Raw genomic sequence first — 16,716 nt, 5'->3', positions numbered from 1 at the left:
TCTATTTTTGGTGGCGATTTTCCGTTCGTAATGCGTTTTAACGAAATGCCACAAGACGCTACCGATAGCGAGGGCTGTGCAGGCGAAGGCATTCCAGAAAATGAAGCTAACGGCATTGCCCATATTGCGCTTTCAATAGGTAGCACCATGTTAATGGGTACCGATGTGCCTTCTAATATGCCGCCAGTAATGGCAGGAACCAATGTTTCGCTTTGCATTAGTGTAGATAGCCGTGCAGATGCCGATAGAATTTTTGGTGCTTTAAGTCATGACGGAACCGTGCAAATGCCCATGCAAGATATGTTCTGGGGCGATTATTANNGAAGCATTCAATTTTTACAAATCAGTATTTGGAACTGATTTCGAACATGGTGTTATGCGTTTCGGAGACGTACCAGCCTCACCCGGAATGCCACCAATGCCTGAAGAAGTAAAAAAACTGATAATGCATATCGAACTTCCTATTTTAGGCGGTTACTATCTAATGGGCTCAGATGCGCCGGAATCAATGGGCCATAAACTGAACAAAGGTAATAATACCTATATCATGCTTCAACCCGATACGCGTGAAGAAACAAAGCAATTGTTCGACGCTTTGTCGGTCGGTGCAGAAATCGAACAACCTTTGCAGGATATGTTCTGGGGCGATTATTACGGTATGTTGGTAGATAAATTTCAAATTCAGTGGATGGTAAGTTACAACGAAGCTCAGCAAGGAAAAGCCGCTCAATAGTCCCTAATTAACTCCCATCTTAACCTTAAAATTAAAAGAAAATGGCTAGGCAAATATTCGTAAATATTGCAGTAAAGGATTTAAATAAGGCAATTGCCTTTTATACACATTTGGGTTTTACCTTTAACCAACAGTTTACAGACGAAAATGCAACTTGCATGATTGTTTCTGAAAATATTATGGTGATGTTGTTGAGAGAGGAGTTTTTTGCAAGATTTACCCCAAAACCCATAGCAAATGCCAAACAAAATACCGAAGTGCTAATCTGTATTTCGGCCGAGAGTAGGGAAGAAGTAGATGAATTTGTGCGCTTGGCAATAGCAGCAGGAGGCAAAACATTGGTGCCTAAACAAGATTACCCTTGGATGTACGGACATGGGTTTGAAGACCTAGATGGCCATATGTGGGAAATTAGTTATATGGACATGAACGCTATGCCAACAAAGGACTAACCAAATTTTCAATTTTCTAAGACTGGCCCTCGGAGGGTTAAACAAAAAACTATGGTAGAAGTATTTAAAACCAACGTGACGTGCCCTTTAACGGCCAAGCTAATTATTGCCGATATACTTGCTTTGTTTTTAGACATGCAAGTAAGCTTCGATTTAGAGGATAATGATGGCGTACTTCGTTTAGATTTTGAAAAAGACATTTTAAATTTAGCGTTCCAAATACAGCAAATTGTTAAAAATCACGGATGTACCGCAGAGCTGTTAAATAAAGGCAATGAAACTACTGCGGTGGCTAGCCAATGGGTCGCTACTGGCAAAAATGTAGGTGTAAGCGCCGTATTAAACATTTTTTAATATTTAATTTTCATCCCTGTAAAACTTTTGTCTCTTTAAATCCTTAACTTTATAAAGATTAAAACATAAGGTTATGGTAAGAAGATCAGCATTTTTAGTGGTTTTATGGTTATTTGCGCTACAAGCTTTTGCACAAACGAAAGATGATGTTTTAGGTAAATGGCTTAATCCGACTGGCGAGGGGCAAATAGAGATTTATAAAAAAGGCGATAAATATTTTGGTAAACTGGTTTGGATTAAAGACCCTACCGATGAAAATGGAAAACCTAAAAAAGATGAAAAAAATCCAAATGAAAGCCTGCGCTCTAAACCTATTTTAGGGCTAGAAATTCTTAAAAATTTTGTTTTTGATGATGGAAAATGGGTGGATGGTAGTATCTACGATCCTAAATCTGGCAAAACATACAGTTGTAAGCTTACCCTAAAAGACGATAAACAGTTAAGTATTCGTGGTTTTATTGGCGTTTCTTTAATTGGCAGAACAGAAGTTTGGAAAAGAATCAAATAATGTTAAAGCAACTTCGGCCGTTTCAGCTTATTAAACTCTTGTTAGTGTTTTTTTTAGTAGTGCCTCTTGCGGCATCTGCTCAAAACTACGAGCTTGTGCCATTAACTGTTAATGCAAATACAAGTCTTCGTGGCCTTTCGGTAGTAAACAGCGATGTGATTTGGGTAAGTGGTAGCAAGGGCTATGTAGGTAAAACGGTAGATGGTGGCAAAACATGGCAATGGATGCAGCCTAGTGGTTACGAAAAGCTAGATTTTAGAGATGTACAAGCCTTTAATCAACAAAAAGCAATTATTGTAAATGCAGGCTCGCCAGCTTATATTTTGCATACAAACGATGGTGGAAAAACTTGGAAAGAAACCTATAAAAATACCGATTCGGCTATATTTTTAGACGGAATGGATTTCTGGGATGAACAAAATGGGCTAGTTTTCGGAGACCCCATCAATAATAAAATGCAACTATTGCGAACCAAAGACGGGGGGCTGAGTTGGCAAAATATCTCTAATAATTTAAACAAAGAATTAAAAGTAGGCGAGGCTGGTTTTGCCGCAAGCGGTACCAGTATCCAAACTTTGGGCAAAGGCAAGGTTTGGATAGCCACAGGTGGTGTAACTGCCAATATTTATTATTCGGCCAATTATGGTAAGCACTGGCATGTTTATCATTGCCCCATTGTACAGGGGCAAAGTAGTACAGGCGTTTTCTCTATCAATTTTTTTAATGCCAAAAAGGGGATAGCTGTTGGCGGTAATTATTTAAAAGATAAAGACAATGCTAATAATGTTTTGCTGACCAACAATGGCGGTAAAACTTGGCAAAAACCAATAATACCAGTATTTGGTTATCGTTCTGGAGTTACATACGTAAATAAAAACTTTTGTGTAGCCACAGGTACATCAGGTACCGATATTTCTACTAATGGCGGCAAAAACTGGGAAAATATATCTGCTTTAAGTTTCAATGCTGTAGCTGCAGCAGCCCACAGGGTATATTTGATAAGTGGCAAAGGCCAAATTTATGGCTTGCACATAACTGATATTCATTAATTTTCTACACCGTGGGGAAATTAATACGCTATTAATAATAGCCGTTATGCTGGTTTAATATGATAAAAATGCTATTTTTGGATTAACAAAGCAATATTTTTATATATCCTATAATTGGTAGGAGAATTGTAAAGCTAAATGATATAACTGCAGAAAAGATGTCGAAGATACTAATTGCCGAAGATGAAGTGTTGATGCTTAAAGCATTAGAGTTTAAGCTGAAAAAAGATGGATACCAAGTAGATGTTGCCGCAGATGGCAGGCAAGCTATGGAAAAAGTGAAGAATGAAACTTACGATCTTATTCTTACCGATATTATGATGCCTTTTGTAGGAGGTATGGAGATTTTGAGTTATGTAAAGAACGATCCAATTAAAAAACATACACCGGTTTTATTGATATCTGCAGTAGGTTTAGAAAATATTGTGCTAGAGGGTTTTAGTTTAGGGGCTGATGATTTTATCTATAAGCCATTTAATTTGAACGAGCTTTCTGTGCGCATAAAGAGATACGTAAAGCAAAATGCTTTCTAATAAAAATATAGCTTAAGAATGAATTTTTTTGGAACCATTTTTAGCTATATACGGGAAACATACGTAGATCGTTTGTCTTATTTCCCGTCTAATATTAAAATTTCGTTAATGATTATACTTTTCTGTGCTATCGCCATAGTCGAATTGTATATCTATATTATCTTTAGGCGTGTAATTAAGGCCAATCAGAATAAGCAAACCAAATATTGGAAAGAGCGTATAGGTAATATGCTAGCCAGTGTGGTTGTGTACGACGAAAGTGAAAATACCGCTGAAATTGCAGTGCATTTTTATGACAAACTGAAAAAATTGCCGCTAAAAAATTCTACTGTAAACCAGATATTAACCAGCGAGATCATTACCTATCATAAAAACTTTACCGGAAAAATACCGGAAGTATTGGCCCTGTTGTATGCCAAGCTTAAATTAGATAAACGCTCTAAAAAGAAAATAGATAGTAAGCATTGGGAAACAAAAATTGAAGGTATTAGAGAAGCTAATGAGATGGGAATTTCTGAGATGGCCGAAGAAATTATTAAATATACCGACGATGAAAACGGACTCCTGCGTATGGAAGCACAGGCCGCTTATCTCAAGCTTTCTAATAAAGATCCCTTTCATTTTTTAGATAGGGCACAAGAGCGCATTTTAGATTGGCACCAATTGGTACTGTTCGAGATCATTACAAAAAATAAAAAACTAACTATTCCTTCTTTTTCAAAATGGCTACGTTCTCCAAATGATACCGTAGTGATGTTTTGTCTTAAACTCATAGACCATTTTATGCAGTTTGATGCGGCTGAAGAGGTACAACGGCTGTTAAAACATCACAATACACGTATAGTGAAAAAATCGATAGAAATTATTGGCAAATTAGAATTAGAGGAACTAGAAAAACACATGTTCGAGATTTATTTCGATCATACCGATGAAATTAAATTAGAGATATTAAACTCGTTGGGAAAAATATCTTCGGGAAAATATGCCGATTTTCTGTCGTCGAGGATACACTCTAACGATTCTAAGATTAAGAGAGCAGCCTTATATGCGATAAAAAGAGATGCAGATCATGGTGAAGCCAGGTTGTTAGAGATTTATCATCATACAAGCCCCGAAAATCAAGCTTTAATTACACACGTATTAGATAACCGTATTAAACAATAATGAGAGAGTTTTTAGCAACCTTCGAAACAATTTTTAATAATGCGATATTCTATTATGCAATATTTGTAATGGGGTCTTACCTGATATTAACGTTACTGTCGGCTATCGAAATGAGTGGCTATATCAGAAAAAACAGCTATGTAAACTACCGAGAAATCTTGGTTTCGCCACTTGCGCCTTCGGTATCTATTTTGGCACCCGCCTATAATGAAGAAGCGACCATTATTGAAAACATTCGTTCGCTACTTTCGTTGCATTATGGCCATTACGAAGTAATTATTATTAACGATGGAAGCAAGGACGGCACTTTTCAGCAAATGTTTGATTATTACAAACTTGAAAAGGTTGATTTTGTAGTAAACTATCAAATTAAATGCAACGAAATACGTGGAGTATATAAATCAAAATTGCCATCTTTTTCTAAACTCACCGTAGTTGATAAAGTAAACGGAGGTAAATCTGATGCTTTAAATGCAGGTATTAACGTGGCAGCCAAAGAGCTCATCATGTGTATTGATGTAGATTGTATAGTGCTCGAAGACGCTATCTTAAAACTGGCAAAACCTTATTTAGAAGAAAAATACAAGGTAATTGCTACTGGAGGGGTGGTGCGCATAGCCAACTCATGTAAAGTAGAAGACGGTAAATTGGTAGAGATAAACATGCCAAAAAACTTATGGCCGCGTTTTCAGGTGCTCGAATATATCAGGGCATTTTTAATGGGCAGAATGGCTTGGAGCCGCCTAAATGGTTTGTTAATTATCTCTGGCGCCATGGGGCTTTTTGATAAGGAAACTGTAATTAAAGTGGGTGGCTACGATCACAGTACCGTAGGCGAAGACATGGAGCTGGTGATAAGAATGAGAAGGTACATGTACGAGCAAGACAGAAGATTTAAGGTGGTTTATATTCCCGATCCGCTGTGTTGGACAGAAGCACCGCAAGACCTACAAATTTTAGGGCGGCAACGCAACCGCTGGACCCGCGGAACCATAGAATCTTTATGGATGCACAAAGATTTGTTCTTTAACCCACGATATGGTGTGTTGGGCATGTTGAGTTATCCCTATTGGTTGTTTTTTGAATGGATGGCTCCTATTATAGAATTTTTGGGCATTACTGTTTTTATTTTGCTAGCCTTTATGGGCAATATAAATTGGGAGTTTTCATTCATATTAATAGCAATGGTGTACTTTTTTTCGATCACTTTATCTACAATAGCCATTCTGTTCGAAGAAATGTCCTATCAGCAATATACCAAAGGTACCGACTTAGTTAAACTTTTACTTTCCGCATTTTTAGAGCCAATAATGTACCATCCCTTAACTGTATATTGGTCTATTAAGGGTAATTTAGATAAATTTACAGGTAAAAATAATTGGGGTGCCATGACCCGCAAAGGCTTTAAAAGCACAGAGGCTGCTACAGAAACTAAACAAACAACTTAAAATGGAAAATACTTTTTTTGAAGCACCAGAATATCCGGTTTTAGACCGATTTAAGAAGAGCATTATCTTGTTTTCTAAATATGCGCTGGCCTTAATGGCAACAGTGCTGTTCATAAAAATTCTAGAGTATTTATACATTGGTTTTAAAGTGCAAATGCCAAGCGAATTTTTAATGTTGTTTTTTAAAGCCCTTTTTTTCGATGTAATTTTTGTACTTAAAAGCTTGCCTTTGCTATACGTGCTTTATTTATTATTCTTTTTTTCGTTAAAAGTAAAAAAGCACATTTATGTGGCTACAGGTATTATTTTTAGTATCTATGTTTTGGTTTATTTACTATTGTTAAAGTACTTTTTTACGGCGTTAGTACCTCTCGGATCTGATTTTTACGGTTATTCTTACAGTGAAATTAAACAGACCGTTTCTGCCGGAGTAAGCATTGACTTTTTAAGTGTGCTCATTTTAATATTACCTTTTGCCTTTTTATGGATAGCTCTTAAAATTGCCGATAAAACCAAGTTCATTAACAACAGGAACAGTACTTTTTTACTTGCAATAGCTATGCTACTGTTATGGTTTAATGTGTCGGCGCTGCCATCTGCTACCACTTTTAAAAAAGAATACGATTACAATATTGCGATAAACAAACAGGCATTTTTCTTTGAGCGTAGTTATGCGTATTTTTTTGATAACGAACCAAACGTAGATATTTATGCTGCTAATTATTTTGAAGATGGTGCCGATGTCGGGAATTCTTTGCGGCCGGCCATGAAATATGTAAATAGTGCATATCCATTTTTAAGAGAAGAAAATACCGTAGATGTATTGAGCAATTTCTTTAAGGTTGATAGTGCTGTGCGACCAAATATTGTATTTATTCAGGTAGAAGGTTTAGGTAGGGCATTTAGTGGTCCTAATGCTTATTTAGGTAGTTTTACGCCATTTTTAGACGAGCTTAGAGGCCGCAGTTTATACTTTGAAAACTTTTTGGCTGCACAAGGAAGAACATTTGCGTCTTTGCCATCTATTTTAGGGTCTTTGCCATTTTTTAACAAAGGATATAACGAGCTGGGCGCCAAAATGCCCAAAGCCTTTACCACCTTGAGTTTATTAAAAAAAAATGGTTACCATTCTTCGTTTTTAATGAGTACTGATGAGACTTTTGATAACGAAGGTTTGTTTATTAAGGCACAAGGTGTTGATCAGCTGATTTCTAAATCAAATTTTAAGGAGTTTCCAGCTGCGCATAACTCTTATTGGGGCTATCCCGATTTAGATTTGATGAAAAAAGCCGCAAGTTATTACGCTAAATTGCCAAGCAATAAACCTTTTGTAAGTTATATACAAACTATTTCTATGCATACACCATACAAAGTGCCAGAAATGAACAAGTATTATGACTTGATGGAAGTACAAATGAAAAAACTTGGTTTCGACGAAGAGAACAAATCGATACATAGAACTTACAAAGACCAATACGCTACAATTTTATATACAGACGAAGCCATTAGGCATCTTTTTCAAGAGTTTATAAAACTGCCCTCTTATGCCAACACTATTTTTATCATTACCGGAGATCACCGACTGCCAGAAATACCAATGTCAACCAAGATAGATAGGTATCATGTTCCGTTAATTATTTTTTCGCCAATGTTAAAGCGCAGTGCTAGTATCAGGTCTGTTTCCAGCCATTTAGATATTGCACCTTCTTTGGTTAAGTTTCTGCAAAACAATTATAAATTAGATATGCCTAACCTGGTTACCTGGGTGGGTACAGGCTTAGATACCGTAAAACAGTTTAGAAACATACATCGTTATCCGCTTAAACAAACAGTTAGCGATTTAATAGACTACGTTTCTGGAGAATATTTCTTAAACGGACAAACCTTGTACAGTATGGGCGATAATTTTGCGCTGCAGCCCGTTCAAGATGATTCTAAGCAAAATCAGCTAGTAGGGGAGTTTAACCAATATAAATCGCAAAATAATCAAATAACCCAAAGCTTAAAACTACTGCCAGATAGTTTGTATCGAAAATTTAAACCTTAAATATAAGCTCAGAAAAGCACTTTCAGTTGCTTGTAATATTTAGGAAGATTGATTTCTTGAACTAAACCAAATCCAAAATATTAGCCAAAATCGGGAAATTCTCTCGCTACGGAATGTTACTGTATTGGCGTTAAAATATCAGTAATAGCTTGTGGGCCTGTAACGAAGTGAAAAGCTATGCGTAAATTTTTTGGGTCGGTTTTATGTAGATTAACAATTCAGTTGATGAGGTAAACTTAGCTTGTTATTTCTTTATGTCATCATGATAATCACGTAGAATACGGTTAATCATAGGCCTATAAAATTCCCAAAAGAAACTTACCCGTTCTGCGGCAATGTCGTCATTATAAAAAAGGCTCCTAAAAAAGCTTATTCCTTTAAAATAAGAACCTCCTTGAGAAATAGGATTATCGGCAAAGTCTCCGCAGAAATAATAAAATTTATAATCATCTCTGTAATGCTCTATTATTGCCGGAAATTGCGAAGGAATCTCATTATCGGCAAGTATTTTAGCGCCAACCTCATTTACCTTTAAATCATAAAAAGAAATAATTTTGTTTGTTCTAGAGGTTTGTATAATATCAAACCAAAAAGGATATTTCATGCTCTTTGGAATATTGTACTTTTCCCTTTCTTCTTTTCTGGTTAATATATAAGGTACTTCTGCATTTAAATGGTGAACGTATTCTAATACAACAATTTTGTCGCTTTTGTTAACAAACGCAATACCTGCTTTCTTAAAAGGCCATTGGTTGTTGTTTTGCGCTTTGTAGTTTTCTACCAGCCATCTGGGCAATTCCTTATTCTGAACGGTATCAAAAGAATCGAAGTATTTACCTACCCAGCCAGTCCATTTAATTTTAAAGGTCTGTTCAAAATCTTTGGCTACATTTTGAGGCGTGGGGGTAGCAAAAGTATTAAACTCGGTAATAATTAGTTTTTTCTTCTGCTTCATCTTTTTCAAGAAAAACATATCTTGTGAGGATAGCCCACCATACAGTAAACGTTGTCTTTCGGTAATGTTCTTGGCCAAGTACCATTCTTTAGAATAGATACCATAAGTATCGGTAATATAGGCCATATCGGCATCTACGCTCAGTTTTTCTAGTTCTTCATCAGATGCTCTTTCTAAACCTTTTAGGTCAAACTGTTTGTTCTTGTTGGGGAAAAAGCCAAAATAGTCTTTTCCAACATGATAAAGTTCGGTTGATGTTTTGGAGAATTTGTTGTTGCGTAAAACCCATGTTAAAGAAGCATGTTCTTGTCCCGTTTTAAATAATACAGTTTTATCTACTATGGCAATTACATATTTAGTTTTGGGCCAAAAAAGCCAAGCCAAAAACATCCAAAGCGGTAAGGCAATAACGGCATAAAATAAAATGGTATTTAATAGGCTTCTCTTCATTCCTATACTTAAAATCTTTTAGCTAACGATATCCCTGCACTAAACTGATTGCCCCATGTATTGGTGCGGTATTCTTCGTAATACCATAATCCCGATAGGGCAAGCGTTAGGTTATTCACCAAATCTTTCGAATAGCTTAGTCCAAATTTATACGAATGTAAATTGCCCAGTCCGGTAATATTCCGGGTCATATCATCGGGCGAAATACCAGTGCCCAATTGAGCGCCCATATAGTTATAGCGATCGGAGAAATAATAACGGGCAGTAAGCGTAAAAGAGTGCGAAAAAATATCTACATCGGGAGATAAATAAGTTTTGAGGTTAAAATAATAGTTTCCGGTGTATTTGCCCAAGGCCAATACATAAATGTAGGTTTTTGTTGGATTATAATCTAGGTATCTAAAACCTGTTTCGGCATCGAAACTTTTTGGCAAGGTATAGTAAAGCGAAGCTCCGGCCCTAAAACGAGGAAAAATATCCGAACCTGAGAAGCCCAAGGCCATATAGGCGTAGATGTTTTTGGTAATAGACGGATAAGCTTCTATTTCGCCCTGTAGGCCATCGGTTTTAAAACGGTTACTGTACAATAACTTTCCGGTAATAGAACCAATGCCGGTACTTCGGCTATAATCTATAGTGGTATAATGCCAAGGGTCGTTAAATCTTTTGTCAAAATAAACATACTCATAACTAACACCAACTGTGTTTTTAAGGTTTTCCTTTTTAAGCGATTGGTAATAATTTACCACACTATCTTGGTTAGGGAATTGAACGTTGTAGTTTTTTAACAAAGCTAAAGCTTTTCTACTCTCTTTTAATGCATTAAGGGCTTTTGCCTTTTTGATATTGAGCTCTGCCGAATTAGGCGCATAAAAGAGGCCCGCGTTAGCGTGGTCTAAAGCTCGCCAATAGTTGTTGTTCCAGTATTCCAGGTCAAATATAGCCGAGTAGGCCTCTATATTTTTAGCATCTTTGGCCAACACTTGGTTAAATTGGTACCTGGCACTATCTAGGTCATCATTCCAAGTATATACTCTTCCTAAAAACATTCGTATATCAGCATAATCGGGACTTTTGGTCAATGCGGTTTTCAGCAATCCAATTATTTGGGGGTAGTTTGCTTTTTCCTTAGGGATGTTTCTGGCTAGTGTAAATATCTCATCAGAGCTTAGTTCAGTAGTTTCTTGTGCCACTAAATAGCTTGTTGTAAATAATTGAAGGCAGAGAGTAATAGCTAAAAATCTAGTCAGCGTCTTTTTCATATAATTTAACGTTTCAATTAACATACCAATAGCTATAAACTAAAGAAAACAAGAAGAAATATAGGTGTGTGTTGTTTAAACCCATTATGATGCGCTCTAAATTAATAAGGTTAAAGTTATAAACAAAGTAATAGGTAAAACATTAGGAAAAAAAATCTACAATTTGGGATAGGATATCCCTTTTTATTTAGTTATTTGCTTATTGGTGAAATTTAGAAAGATTAGCTATTGATGGAAAATTTAGAAGAGTTAAGGTTAAAGGAAAAGTTGGACGGGCTACGACTTATGGCCGACGAAATGCCTATCGCAATTATTGTACACCGTATTGCTGATCTGAGCGTAGTTTATATGAACAAGGTGGGCTTAGCTATTTTGGGAATAGATTTACAGGAGTTGCAAACGATAGATTCGCGAGAGTATGTTTCTCGTTATTTTCACCAAGACGACGATGCAGATTATACCGCTAAAATACAGCATAATTTAATGCATAAGCCTTCCATGTCTTCATCTTATTTTCAGCAGGTAAAGTCTAAAGATGGAAATTGGCAGCTTTTTGCGAGTAGCAGTAAAGTATTTTTAGAAGATGATAACCAACAGCCTACACATTTAATAACTACGGCAAGCCCACTAGACCCGGCGCATCATATTAGTGAGAAAATAACCAGATTAATGAACGATATTAGGTTCTTGCGTAATAATGCAATGGCTTTTGGAAAGCTTACGGTTAGAGAAACAGAAATATTAAAAATGATGGCATTGGGGCTAAGCTCGACAGAAATTGCGCAAAAATTATTTATTGCGTTGGCTACAGTAGATACTCATCGTAGAAATGTGAGGCAAAAACTTAACCTTAAAAATAATTACGATGCCGTGAGATTTGCACAAGCTTTTGATTTAGTATAATCTAGTTGTGTTGTTTAAAGCTATTTAACTTTTCAGTACTTCTTCTTTGATTTATTTTTCGTTGGCTTGTTCGTTCTTCATTAACTGTACAAAATAAAGCCCAACAATTACCAAAGTTACGCCAGCAAGGGTGTACCAAGTAAGTGGTTCGCCCATAATTAATGCGGCAATGCAAAAACCCGCCACTGGGCATAAGAAAAGCCAAGCCGATGCTTTGGTAGGGTGGTCTCGAAGTAACATCATCCACAATAATGTGGCAATAACAGAAGTAGGAATGGCGAGCCAAACAACTGCCCCCCAAAAAGAGCCATTAAATGTGTTTGCTGCTGGCTGATAGTAAAATAATGCAAAGGGTAATAGATATAGGCAGCCAAAAAGCGTTTGCCAGCCATTTATGGTTAATATATGCATATTTTGCCAATCTTGTTTAGAGAAATAAATGGCACCAATAGAGTAAGAGATATTGCATAATAACAAAAGAGACAACCCTAAAGTGCTGGCATGGCTGCCTCCCAACAAAGGATAAGCCGCTAGTAACATACCTGCCATGCATAAGGTAAAACTTACCACGGTAACGGTAGTTAAAGGTTGCCTAAACCATAAAGTACTAATAAGCATAATGAGTACCGGATTAATGGCAATAAATAAAGAAGCTAAGCCTGCCGATACTTCTTGCATGGCTACCACATAAAGCCCCAAATATAAACCAACATTAAAAAAGCCATATATCGCAATTTTTTTCCAAGCAGTTTTATTGGCAGGAAGAGGCTGACGCATAATTAAATGGGCAATACCCAACATAATTGCTGCTGCAAGTATAAAACGGGGTACGGCTAATAGGAGAGGTTGTACATACTTTAATCCAATTTTAGTGGCCGAAGAAGCAGAAGACCAAAAGATAACGAAGGTAATTCCGATTAGAAAGTTGAGCAGCGTAGCGTTGCGATTGCTCATAAAAACTTACTTTGTAGGGTTGTGCTCATGTTTTAGGTTGCAAAGCTACGTATTATTAAGAATGTGCCAAATGTTTTGTGTTCATTGTTAAGCAGTAAAATACCTCCAGATCTAAACGTTAGGTATTTGTATTTTAAAGTGCGTGCCTTCTCCTTGTACAGATTGGATACTCATTTCGCCACCTAATTCGGTCAATAATTTTTTAACGCATGGCAAGCCAAAGCCATAACCTTTCTCGCCAATAGTGCCATCGCTACTTTCTGCTGTTCCTTTTAATACCTCTTCAATAGCCTGTTCGCTCATTCCTGTGCCGGTATCATTTACCTCAATTATTAAGGTTTTCTTATCGGTCTCTAGTATTAAATCTAGCAGTACTTTGATATTGCCTTTGTTTGGCGTAAATTTTATAGCATTAGAAATGAGGTTGCCGCTAATTTGCAGTAATTTGTCTTTTTTAATTTGAATGGTGTCAAAAGCAATGTTTGCTTCAATATCCAATACAATTTGTTTGTTAAATGCTTGTGGCTGGTAGAGCTTTTCCAGCTTATCCTTAAAAATGTTGAGGGTAAAAACTTCTGGCGAATAAATGGTTTCTTTTAAGGAATTTCTTAAAATTTCGTCGGCTAAATCTAATACAGATTGACCGCTTTTGCCCATCATAGCTACAATGTTGTGCAGCTCTTCGTTGGGGTACTCATTTTTATTGTTGCTAATCATATCTGCCAAACCGGTAATTCCCGCAATTGGGCCACGAATATCGTGAGCAATTTTTTGGTAGGCATCATTTTGGGCGTTCAGTTTTTTTTCTAGGTTTTTAATTAAATAGGTATCGTTAACTCTAGAAATAACCTGCTTGGCAATTATTTTTAATTGATCAATTTTGTCTGCAGAAAGCTTATGTCGGTTCTTGTCTAATACACAAAGCGAACCAATATGGTAACCACTGCTAGATTTTAAAGGAATGCCTAGGTAGTACTTCAAATTCATGGGGTCTTCAGCAATTCCTTTGCCTACAAAGCGCTTGTCGGTAGAAAGATCTTCAATTTCTAAGTGGTCGTCTTCCATTAAGGTGTACTGGCAAACCGTGTCGTCTATTGGGGTCTGATAAATTTCTAATCCAAACCTCGAAACAATCCACTGTGTGTAAGAATCTATAAAAGAAATTAGCGACATTTCTGTGCCCGTAATTTTGGCAGCGAGATAACTCAAGTCTTCAAAGCTGTTATTTAGGTTAACATAATCTAAATCGAGTTCAAAAAGAGTGGCTAATCTTTCTATTTCGTTTGCTAGAATTGGACGGGTACTTTGCATAAGTTTAATTAATTTTCGACTAGGCTTAACTACAAAAATAAAGTTAGTACGGTTTTTAAGCAAAAAAAATTCTTTTTAGCGTATTTTTGGCTTTTGCTGAAAATATGTCAATAATATTATGCGCCTGTTCTTCGGGTAAAACATACGCCGAATGTTGCCAGCCCTTTCACTTAGGTACTATTTCTCCTCGAACACCAGAACAATTAATGCGCTCCCGATACAGTGCCTACACGCTAAATTTGGTAGATTATCTTTGGGAAACTACCCATCCCTTAAAAAGATATTTGCACAGTAAAGCCGATATTGAAAGTTGGGCAAAAGCCAACCATTGGCTTAGGCTAGAAATTGTGCAAGCATTTAATGCTGTTGTAGAGTTTAAAGCATTTTATCAACAAGGTTTACGGCAATTTGTACATCATGAGCGTTCTACCTTTAAAAAGGAAGCAGGCAAATGGTATTATTTTACCGGCGAACATTTTCATTAAACAAAGCCAATTACTCGCTGTTATAAACCAAATGCGCAAACCTTCGCCTATACTCATTTTTATTTGCTGCTTTTTAACTGCCAGTTACCTTCGGGCACAAACCCGAGATACTATTACAAAAGTAGTGTTAGACAGTGTGGTAATTAATGCTTACGGAAGTGGTGCCTTAATGGTAACGCCTGCTGCAATAAATAAAATTGGTAAGGCACAGTTGCAACGATACACTAACACCAATATATTACAAGCAGTAAATTCAACTGCTGGGGTAAGTATGGAAGAACGTTCGTTAGGAAGCTATCGTTTAAATATTAGAGGTAGCTCGGTGCGTAGCCCCTATGGGGTGCGCAATGTGAAGGTTTACTACGATAATATTCCTTTTACGGCTCCAGGAGGCAATACAATGTTAAATATGTTGGGTTTTTATAATGTTGGCGCATTAGAAATTATTAAAGGCCCAGGCAGTAGCTTGTATGGCGCAGGTACTGGTGGTGTAGTGCTATTTGAAGCACTGGGTATAAATGGTAGCACCAATGTGGAAGCAGGTTTGAATGCGGGGACCTATGGTACTTTAGCTTACCATGCGAAAATACAATTGCCAAAGCATATTCTTAGTTACGAAAACACCCGTTCTGAGGGTTATCGCGAACATACCCAAATGAATAGAAAGGTGGCTAGTTACCAAACGCACTTAACTACTATTACCAGAGGGCTGTTGAGCTTATATTTTATTTACAGCGATTTGGCTTATCAAACACCCGGAGCGTTAACTTTGGCCGAGTACAGGGCTAATGCGCAACAAGCCCGGCCAACAGTAGGAGCAAACCAAGGTGCGGTTTTGGCAAAAGCCAGCATCCATCAGAAAGCTACGCTCTTAGGTTTAACACATCGCTATTTATTTTCATCGAAATTAAGTAATACCACTAGTTTATATGGTTTTTACAATGAAACCGAAAATCCGGCCATACAAAATTACGAACTAAAAAAGGAGCCGCATTGGGGCGGAAGAACAAACTTTATGTATAACATAGGCAACTTCTCTGCTCATTTTGGAGCCGAGTTGCAAAGTGGAAATTTTAGTTCTCGTACTTTTCGGAACCTACAAGGAAATAGGGGTGCACAACTAACCGATGATAAATTGGATTTATGGCAATGGATGGGATTTGCACAGTTAAACTACCAGTTAAATAAGTGGTTGTTTACATTAGGCGCAAGCACCAATAGTTTACAACTAAATTTTCTTCGCAGTAGCGCAACACCAAGCACTGAAGCCCGCAAGAAGTTTAACGGCGAAATACAGCCACGTTTTGCAGTACTTTATAAAGCCAGTGCGTATTTTTCTACCTATGCCAATGTAAGCAAAGGCTTTTCGCCACCGGCTACTAATGAAATTTTTGCAGATAATAACAGCTATAATCTTGCTTTGGCTGCCGAAAACGGATGGAATATAGAACCGGGTTTAAGATGGAACTTATTTAACCAGCGTTTGTTTGTTGATGCCAGCTATTTTAATTTCTGGTTAAGTAATGCCATAGTAACTAGAAGAGACGCTGCCGGAGCAAATTATTACCTCAATGCCGGGAAAACTAAACAGCAAGGGATTGAAACCAGTATTGCTTATCACTTGCTGCCTAAAAATAGACCGCTTTTAATAAACTTACAAGCATCTTATACCTATCATGATTTTAAATACGATGAGTTTGTGCAATTAGCTCAGGATTTTTCTGGTAAAAAAATGCCGGGGGTTGCCCCACATCGTTATACTTTAATGGCCGATATTAAGTGTGAGAATGGCCCATCTGTATTTTTAAGCTACAGCTACAGTGCTAAAATTGCCTTGAATGATGCCAATAGCCAATTCGCAGACAGTTTTCAATTGTTTTCTTTAAAGTTGGGTTATCCGAAAAAAATAAACAACCTACTTTTTGACTTTTATGCGGGTGCAGATAACCTGTTTAACCAAACTTATAGTTTAGGTAATGATATGAACGGTTTTGGTGGCAGATATTACAATGTGGCTCCTGGCCGTAGCTTTTATTTTGGGTTGAAGTTGGGTTTTGTGGTAAAATAGCAAGATGCTTGGTTTTTTGGTTGATTTAAATCTTGGCTAC

The 16,716-nt window shown here is 37.0% G+C and carries 16 protein-coding genes; 12 read left to right on the top strand and 4 right to left on the bottom strand.

What is annotated here, in order from left to right; genetic code table 11:
- The first annotated feature begins 418 nt into the window (after positions 1-418).
- The 9 genes from B3I52_RS09305 (at position 419) to B3I52_RS09265 (ending at position 8,288) form a co-directional block, all read left to right on the top strand.
- Positions 419-733: a VOC family protein gene (locus B3I52_RS09305; RefSeq protein ID WP_293300617.1), complete on the top strand. Its 315-nt coding sequence runs from the start codon at positions 419-421 to the stop codon at positions 731-733.
- Between the two features lie 41 nt (positions 734-774).
- Positions 775-1,185, top strand: a complete 411-nt coding sequence (locus B3I52_RS09300; RefSeq protein ID WP_293300615.1) for a VOC family protein — start codon at positions 775-777, stop codon at positions 1,183-1,185.
- Between the two features lie 51 nt (positions 1,186-1,236).
- On the top strand, positions 1,237-1,539 hold the full coding sequence (locus tag B3I52_RS09295) for a hypothetical protein (RefSeq protein ID WP_293300614.1): 303 nt from the start codon (positions 1,237-1,239) through the stop codon (positions 1,537-1,539).
- A 73-nt stretch (positions 1,540-1,612) separates the two neighbouring features.
- The gene (locus B3I52_RS09290; protein ID WP_293300613.1) at positions 1,613-2,047 is read left to right on the top strand and encodes a DUF2147 domain-containing protein; all 435 of its coding nucleotides are present in this window, start codon (positions 1,613-1,615) and stop codon (positions 2,045-2,047) included.
- Entirely contained in the window at positions 2,047-3,096 is a 1,050-nt protein-coding gene (locus B3I52_RS09285; protein ID WP_293300612.1) for a WD40/YVTN/BNR-like repeat-containing protein, read from the top strand. Before B3I52_RS09290 ends, B3I52_RS09285 begins: the two co-directional genes overlap by 1 nt.
- A 158-nt stretch (positions 3,097-3,254) precedes the next feature.
- Positions 3,255-3,629 carry a response regulator transcription factor gene (locus tag B3I52_RS09280; RefSeq protein ID WP_293300611.1) on the top strand — a complete coding sequence of 125 codons (375 nt, stop codon included), beginning with the start codon at positions 3,255-3,257 and terminating at the stop codon, positions 3,627-3,629.
- 18 nt (positions 3,630-3,647) lie between these two features.
- A complete protein-coding gene (locus B3I52_RS09275; protein ID WP_293300610.1) occupies positions 3,648-4,793 on the top strand; it encodes a HEAT repeat domain-containing protein in 1,146 nt (381 codons plus the stop codon).
- Positions 4,793-6,241, top strand: coding sequence for a glycosyltransferase family 2 protein (locus B3I52_RS09270; protein WP_293300608.1), 1,449 nt, complete (start codon positions 4,793-4,795; stop codon positions 6,239-6,241). Before B3I52_RS09275 ends, B3I52_RS09270 begins: the two co-directional genes overlap by 1 nt.
- 1 nt (position 6,242) lies before the next feature.
- Positions 6,243-8,288 carry an LTA synthase family protein gene (locus B3I52_RS09265; protein WP_293300606.1) on the top strand — a complete coding sequence of 682 codons (2,046 nt, stop codon included), beginning with the start codon at positions 6,243-6,245 and terminating at the stop codon, positions 8,286-8,288.
- A gap of 244 nt (positions 8,289-8,532) precedes the next feature.
- Here the strand turns inward: B3I52_RS09265 and B3I52_RS09260 are convergent, their stop codons facing one another.
- Together B3I52_RS09260 and B3I52_RS09255 are read right to left on the bottom strand one after the other, a co-directional pair.
- Positions 8,533-9,693 carry a hypothetical protein gene (locus tag B3I52_RS09260; RefSeq protein ID WP_293300604.1) on the bottom strand — a complete coding sequence of 387 codons (1,161 nt, stop codon included), beginning with the start codon at positions 9,691-9,693 and terminating at the stop codon, positions 8,533-8,535.
- An 8-nt stretch (positions 9,694-9,701) separates the two neighbouring features.
- Entirely contained in the window at positions 9,702-10,955 is a 1,254-nt protein-coding gene (locus tag B3I52_RS09255) for a YaiO family outer membrane beta-barrel protein (protein ID WP_293300602.1), read from the bottom strand.
- A 231-nt stretch (positions 10,956-11,186) separates the two neighbouring features.
- Here B3I52_RS09255 and B3I52_RS09250 point away from each other — a divergent pair, with 231 nt between their 5' ends.
- The gene (locus B3I52_RS09250) at positions 11,187-11,858 is read left to right on the top strand and encodes a helix-turn-helix domain-containing protein (protein ID WP_293300600.1); all 672 of its coding nucleotides are present in this window, start codon (positions 11,187-11,189) and stop codon (positions 11,856-11,858) included.
- A 51-nt stretch (positions 11,859-11,909) separates the two neighbouring features.
- Here the strand turns inward: B3I52_RS09250 and B3I52_RS09245 are convergent, their stop codons facing one another.
- Both B3I52_RS09245 and B3I52_RS09240 read right to left on the bottom strand, forming a co-directional pair.
- Positions 11,910-12,812, bottom strand: coding sequence for a DMT family transporter (locus tag B3I52_RS09245; RefSeq protein WP_293300598.1), 903 nt, complete (start codon positions 12,810-12,812; stop codon positions 11,910-11,912).
- A gap of 111 nt (positions 12,813-12,923) precedes the next feature.
- Entirely contained in the window at positions 12,924-14,123 is a 1,200-nt protein-coding gene (locus B3I52_RS09240) for a GAF domain-containing sensor histidine kinase (protein ID WP_293300596.1), read from the bottom strand.
- 104 nt (positions 14,124-14,227) lie between these two features.
- Between B3I52_RS09240 and B3I52_RS09235 the strand changes: the two genes are divergently transcribed.
- Positions 14,228-14,608 (top strand): YchJ family protein, encoded by a 381-nt coding sequence (locus B3I52_RS09235; RefSeq protein ID WP_293300594.1) that lies wholly within the window; start codon positions 14,228-14,230, stop codon positions 14,606-14,608.
- Positions 14,609-14,639: 31 nt separating this feature from the next.
- On the top strand, positions 14,640-16,676 hold the full coding sequence (locus tag B3I52_RS09230; RefSeq protein WP_293300592.1) for a TonB-dependent receptor: 2,037 nt from the start codon (positions 14,640-14,642) through the stop codon (positions 16,674-16,676).
- Positions 16,677-16,716 lie beyond the last annotated feature (40 nt).

Origin of the sequence: Pedobacter sp. UBA4863, assembly GCF_002399615.1 — a bacterium.
Taxonomy (GTDB): domain Bacteria; phylum Bacteroidota; class Bacteroidia; order Sphingobacteriales; family Sphingobacteriaceae; genus Pedobacter.
Note: the sequence above shows the minus strand (reverse complement) of the source record. Positions and strands in the feature narration are given on the sequence as shown.

Excerpts from the sequence above, each read along its gene's own strand:
- B3I52_RS09305 (WP_293300617.1), top strand. The coding sequence starts at position 419 with ATGCCTGAAGAAGTAAAAAAACTGATAATGCATATCGAACTTCCTATT.
- B3I52_RS09300 (WP_293300615.1), top strand. The coding sequence starts at position 775 with ATGGCTAGGCAAATATTCGTAAATATTGCAGTAAAGGATTTAAATAAG.
- B3I52_RS09295 (WP_293300614.1), top strand. The coding sequence starts at position 1,237 with ATGGTAGAAGTATTTAAAACCAACGTGACGTGCCCTTTAACGGCCAAG.
- B3I52_RS09290 (WP_293300613.1), top strand. The coding sequence starts at position 1,613 with ATGGTAAGAAGATCAGCATTTTTAGTGGTTTTATGGTTATTTGCGCTA.
- B3I52_RS09285 (WP_293300612.1), top strand. The coding sequence starts at position 2,047 with ATGTTAAAGCAACTTCGGCCGTTTCAGCTTATTAAACTCTTGTTAGTG.
- B3I52_RS09280 (WP_293300611.1), top strand. The coding sequence starts at position 3,255 with ATGTCGAAGATACTAATTGCCGAAGATGAAGTGTTGATGCTTAAAGCA.
- B3I52_RS09275 (WP_293300610.1), top strand. The coding sequence starts at position 3,648 with ATGAATTTTTTTGGAACCATTTTTAGCTATATACGGGAAACATACGTA.
- B3I52_RS09270 (WP_293300608.1), top strand. The coding sequence starts at position 4,793 with ATGAGAGAGTTTTTAGCAACCTTCGAAACAATTTTTAATAATGCGATA.
- B3I52_RS09265 (WP_293300606.1), top strand. The coding sequence starts at position 6,243 with ATGGAAAATACTTTTTTTGAAGCACCAGAATATCCGGTTTTAGACCGA.
- B3I52_RS09260 (WP_293300604.1), bottom strand. The coding sequence starts at position 9,693 with ATGAAGAGAAGCCTATTAAATACCATTTTATTTTATGCCGTTATTGCC.
- B3I52_RS09255 (WP_293300602.1), bottom strand. The coding sequence starts at position 10,955 with ATGAAAAAGACGCTGACTAGATTTTTAGCTATTACTCTCTGCCTTCAA.
- B3I52_RS09250 (WP_293300600.1), top strand. The coding sequence starts at position 11,187 with ATGGAAAATTTAGAAGAGTTAAGGTTAAAGGAAAAGTTGGACGGGCTA.
- B3I52_RS09245 (WP_293300598.1), bottom strand. The coding sequence starts at position 12,812 with ATGAGCAATCGCAACGCTACGCTGCTCAACTTTCTAATCGGAATTACC.
- B3I52_RS09240 (WP_293300596.1), bottom strand. The coding sequence starts at position 14,123 with ATGCAAAGTACCCGTCCAATTCTAGCAAACGAAATAGAAAGATTAGCC.
- B3I52_RS09235 (WP_293300594.1), top strand. The coding sequence starts at position 14,228 with ATGTCAATAATATTATGCGCCTGTTCTTCGGGTAAAACATACGCCGAA.
- B3I52_RS09230 (WP_293300592.1), top strand. The coding sequence starts at position 14,640 with ATGCGCAAACCTTCGCCTATACTCATTTTTATTTGCTGCTTTTTAACT.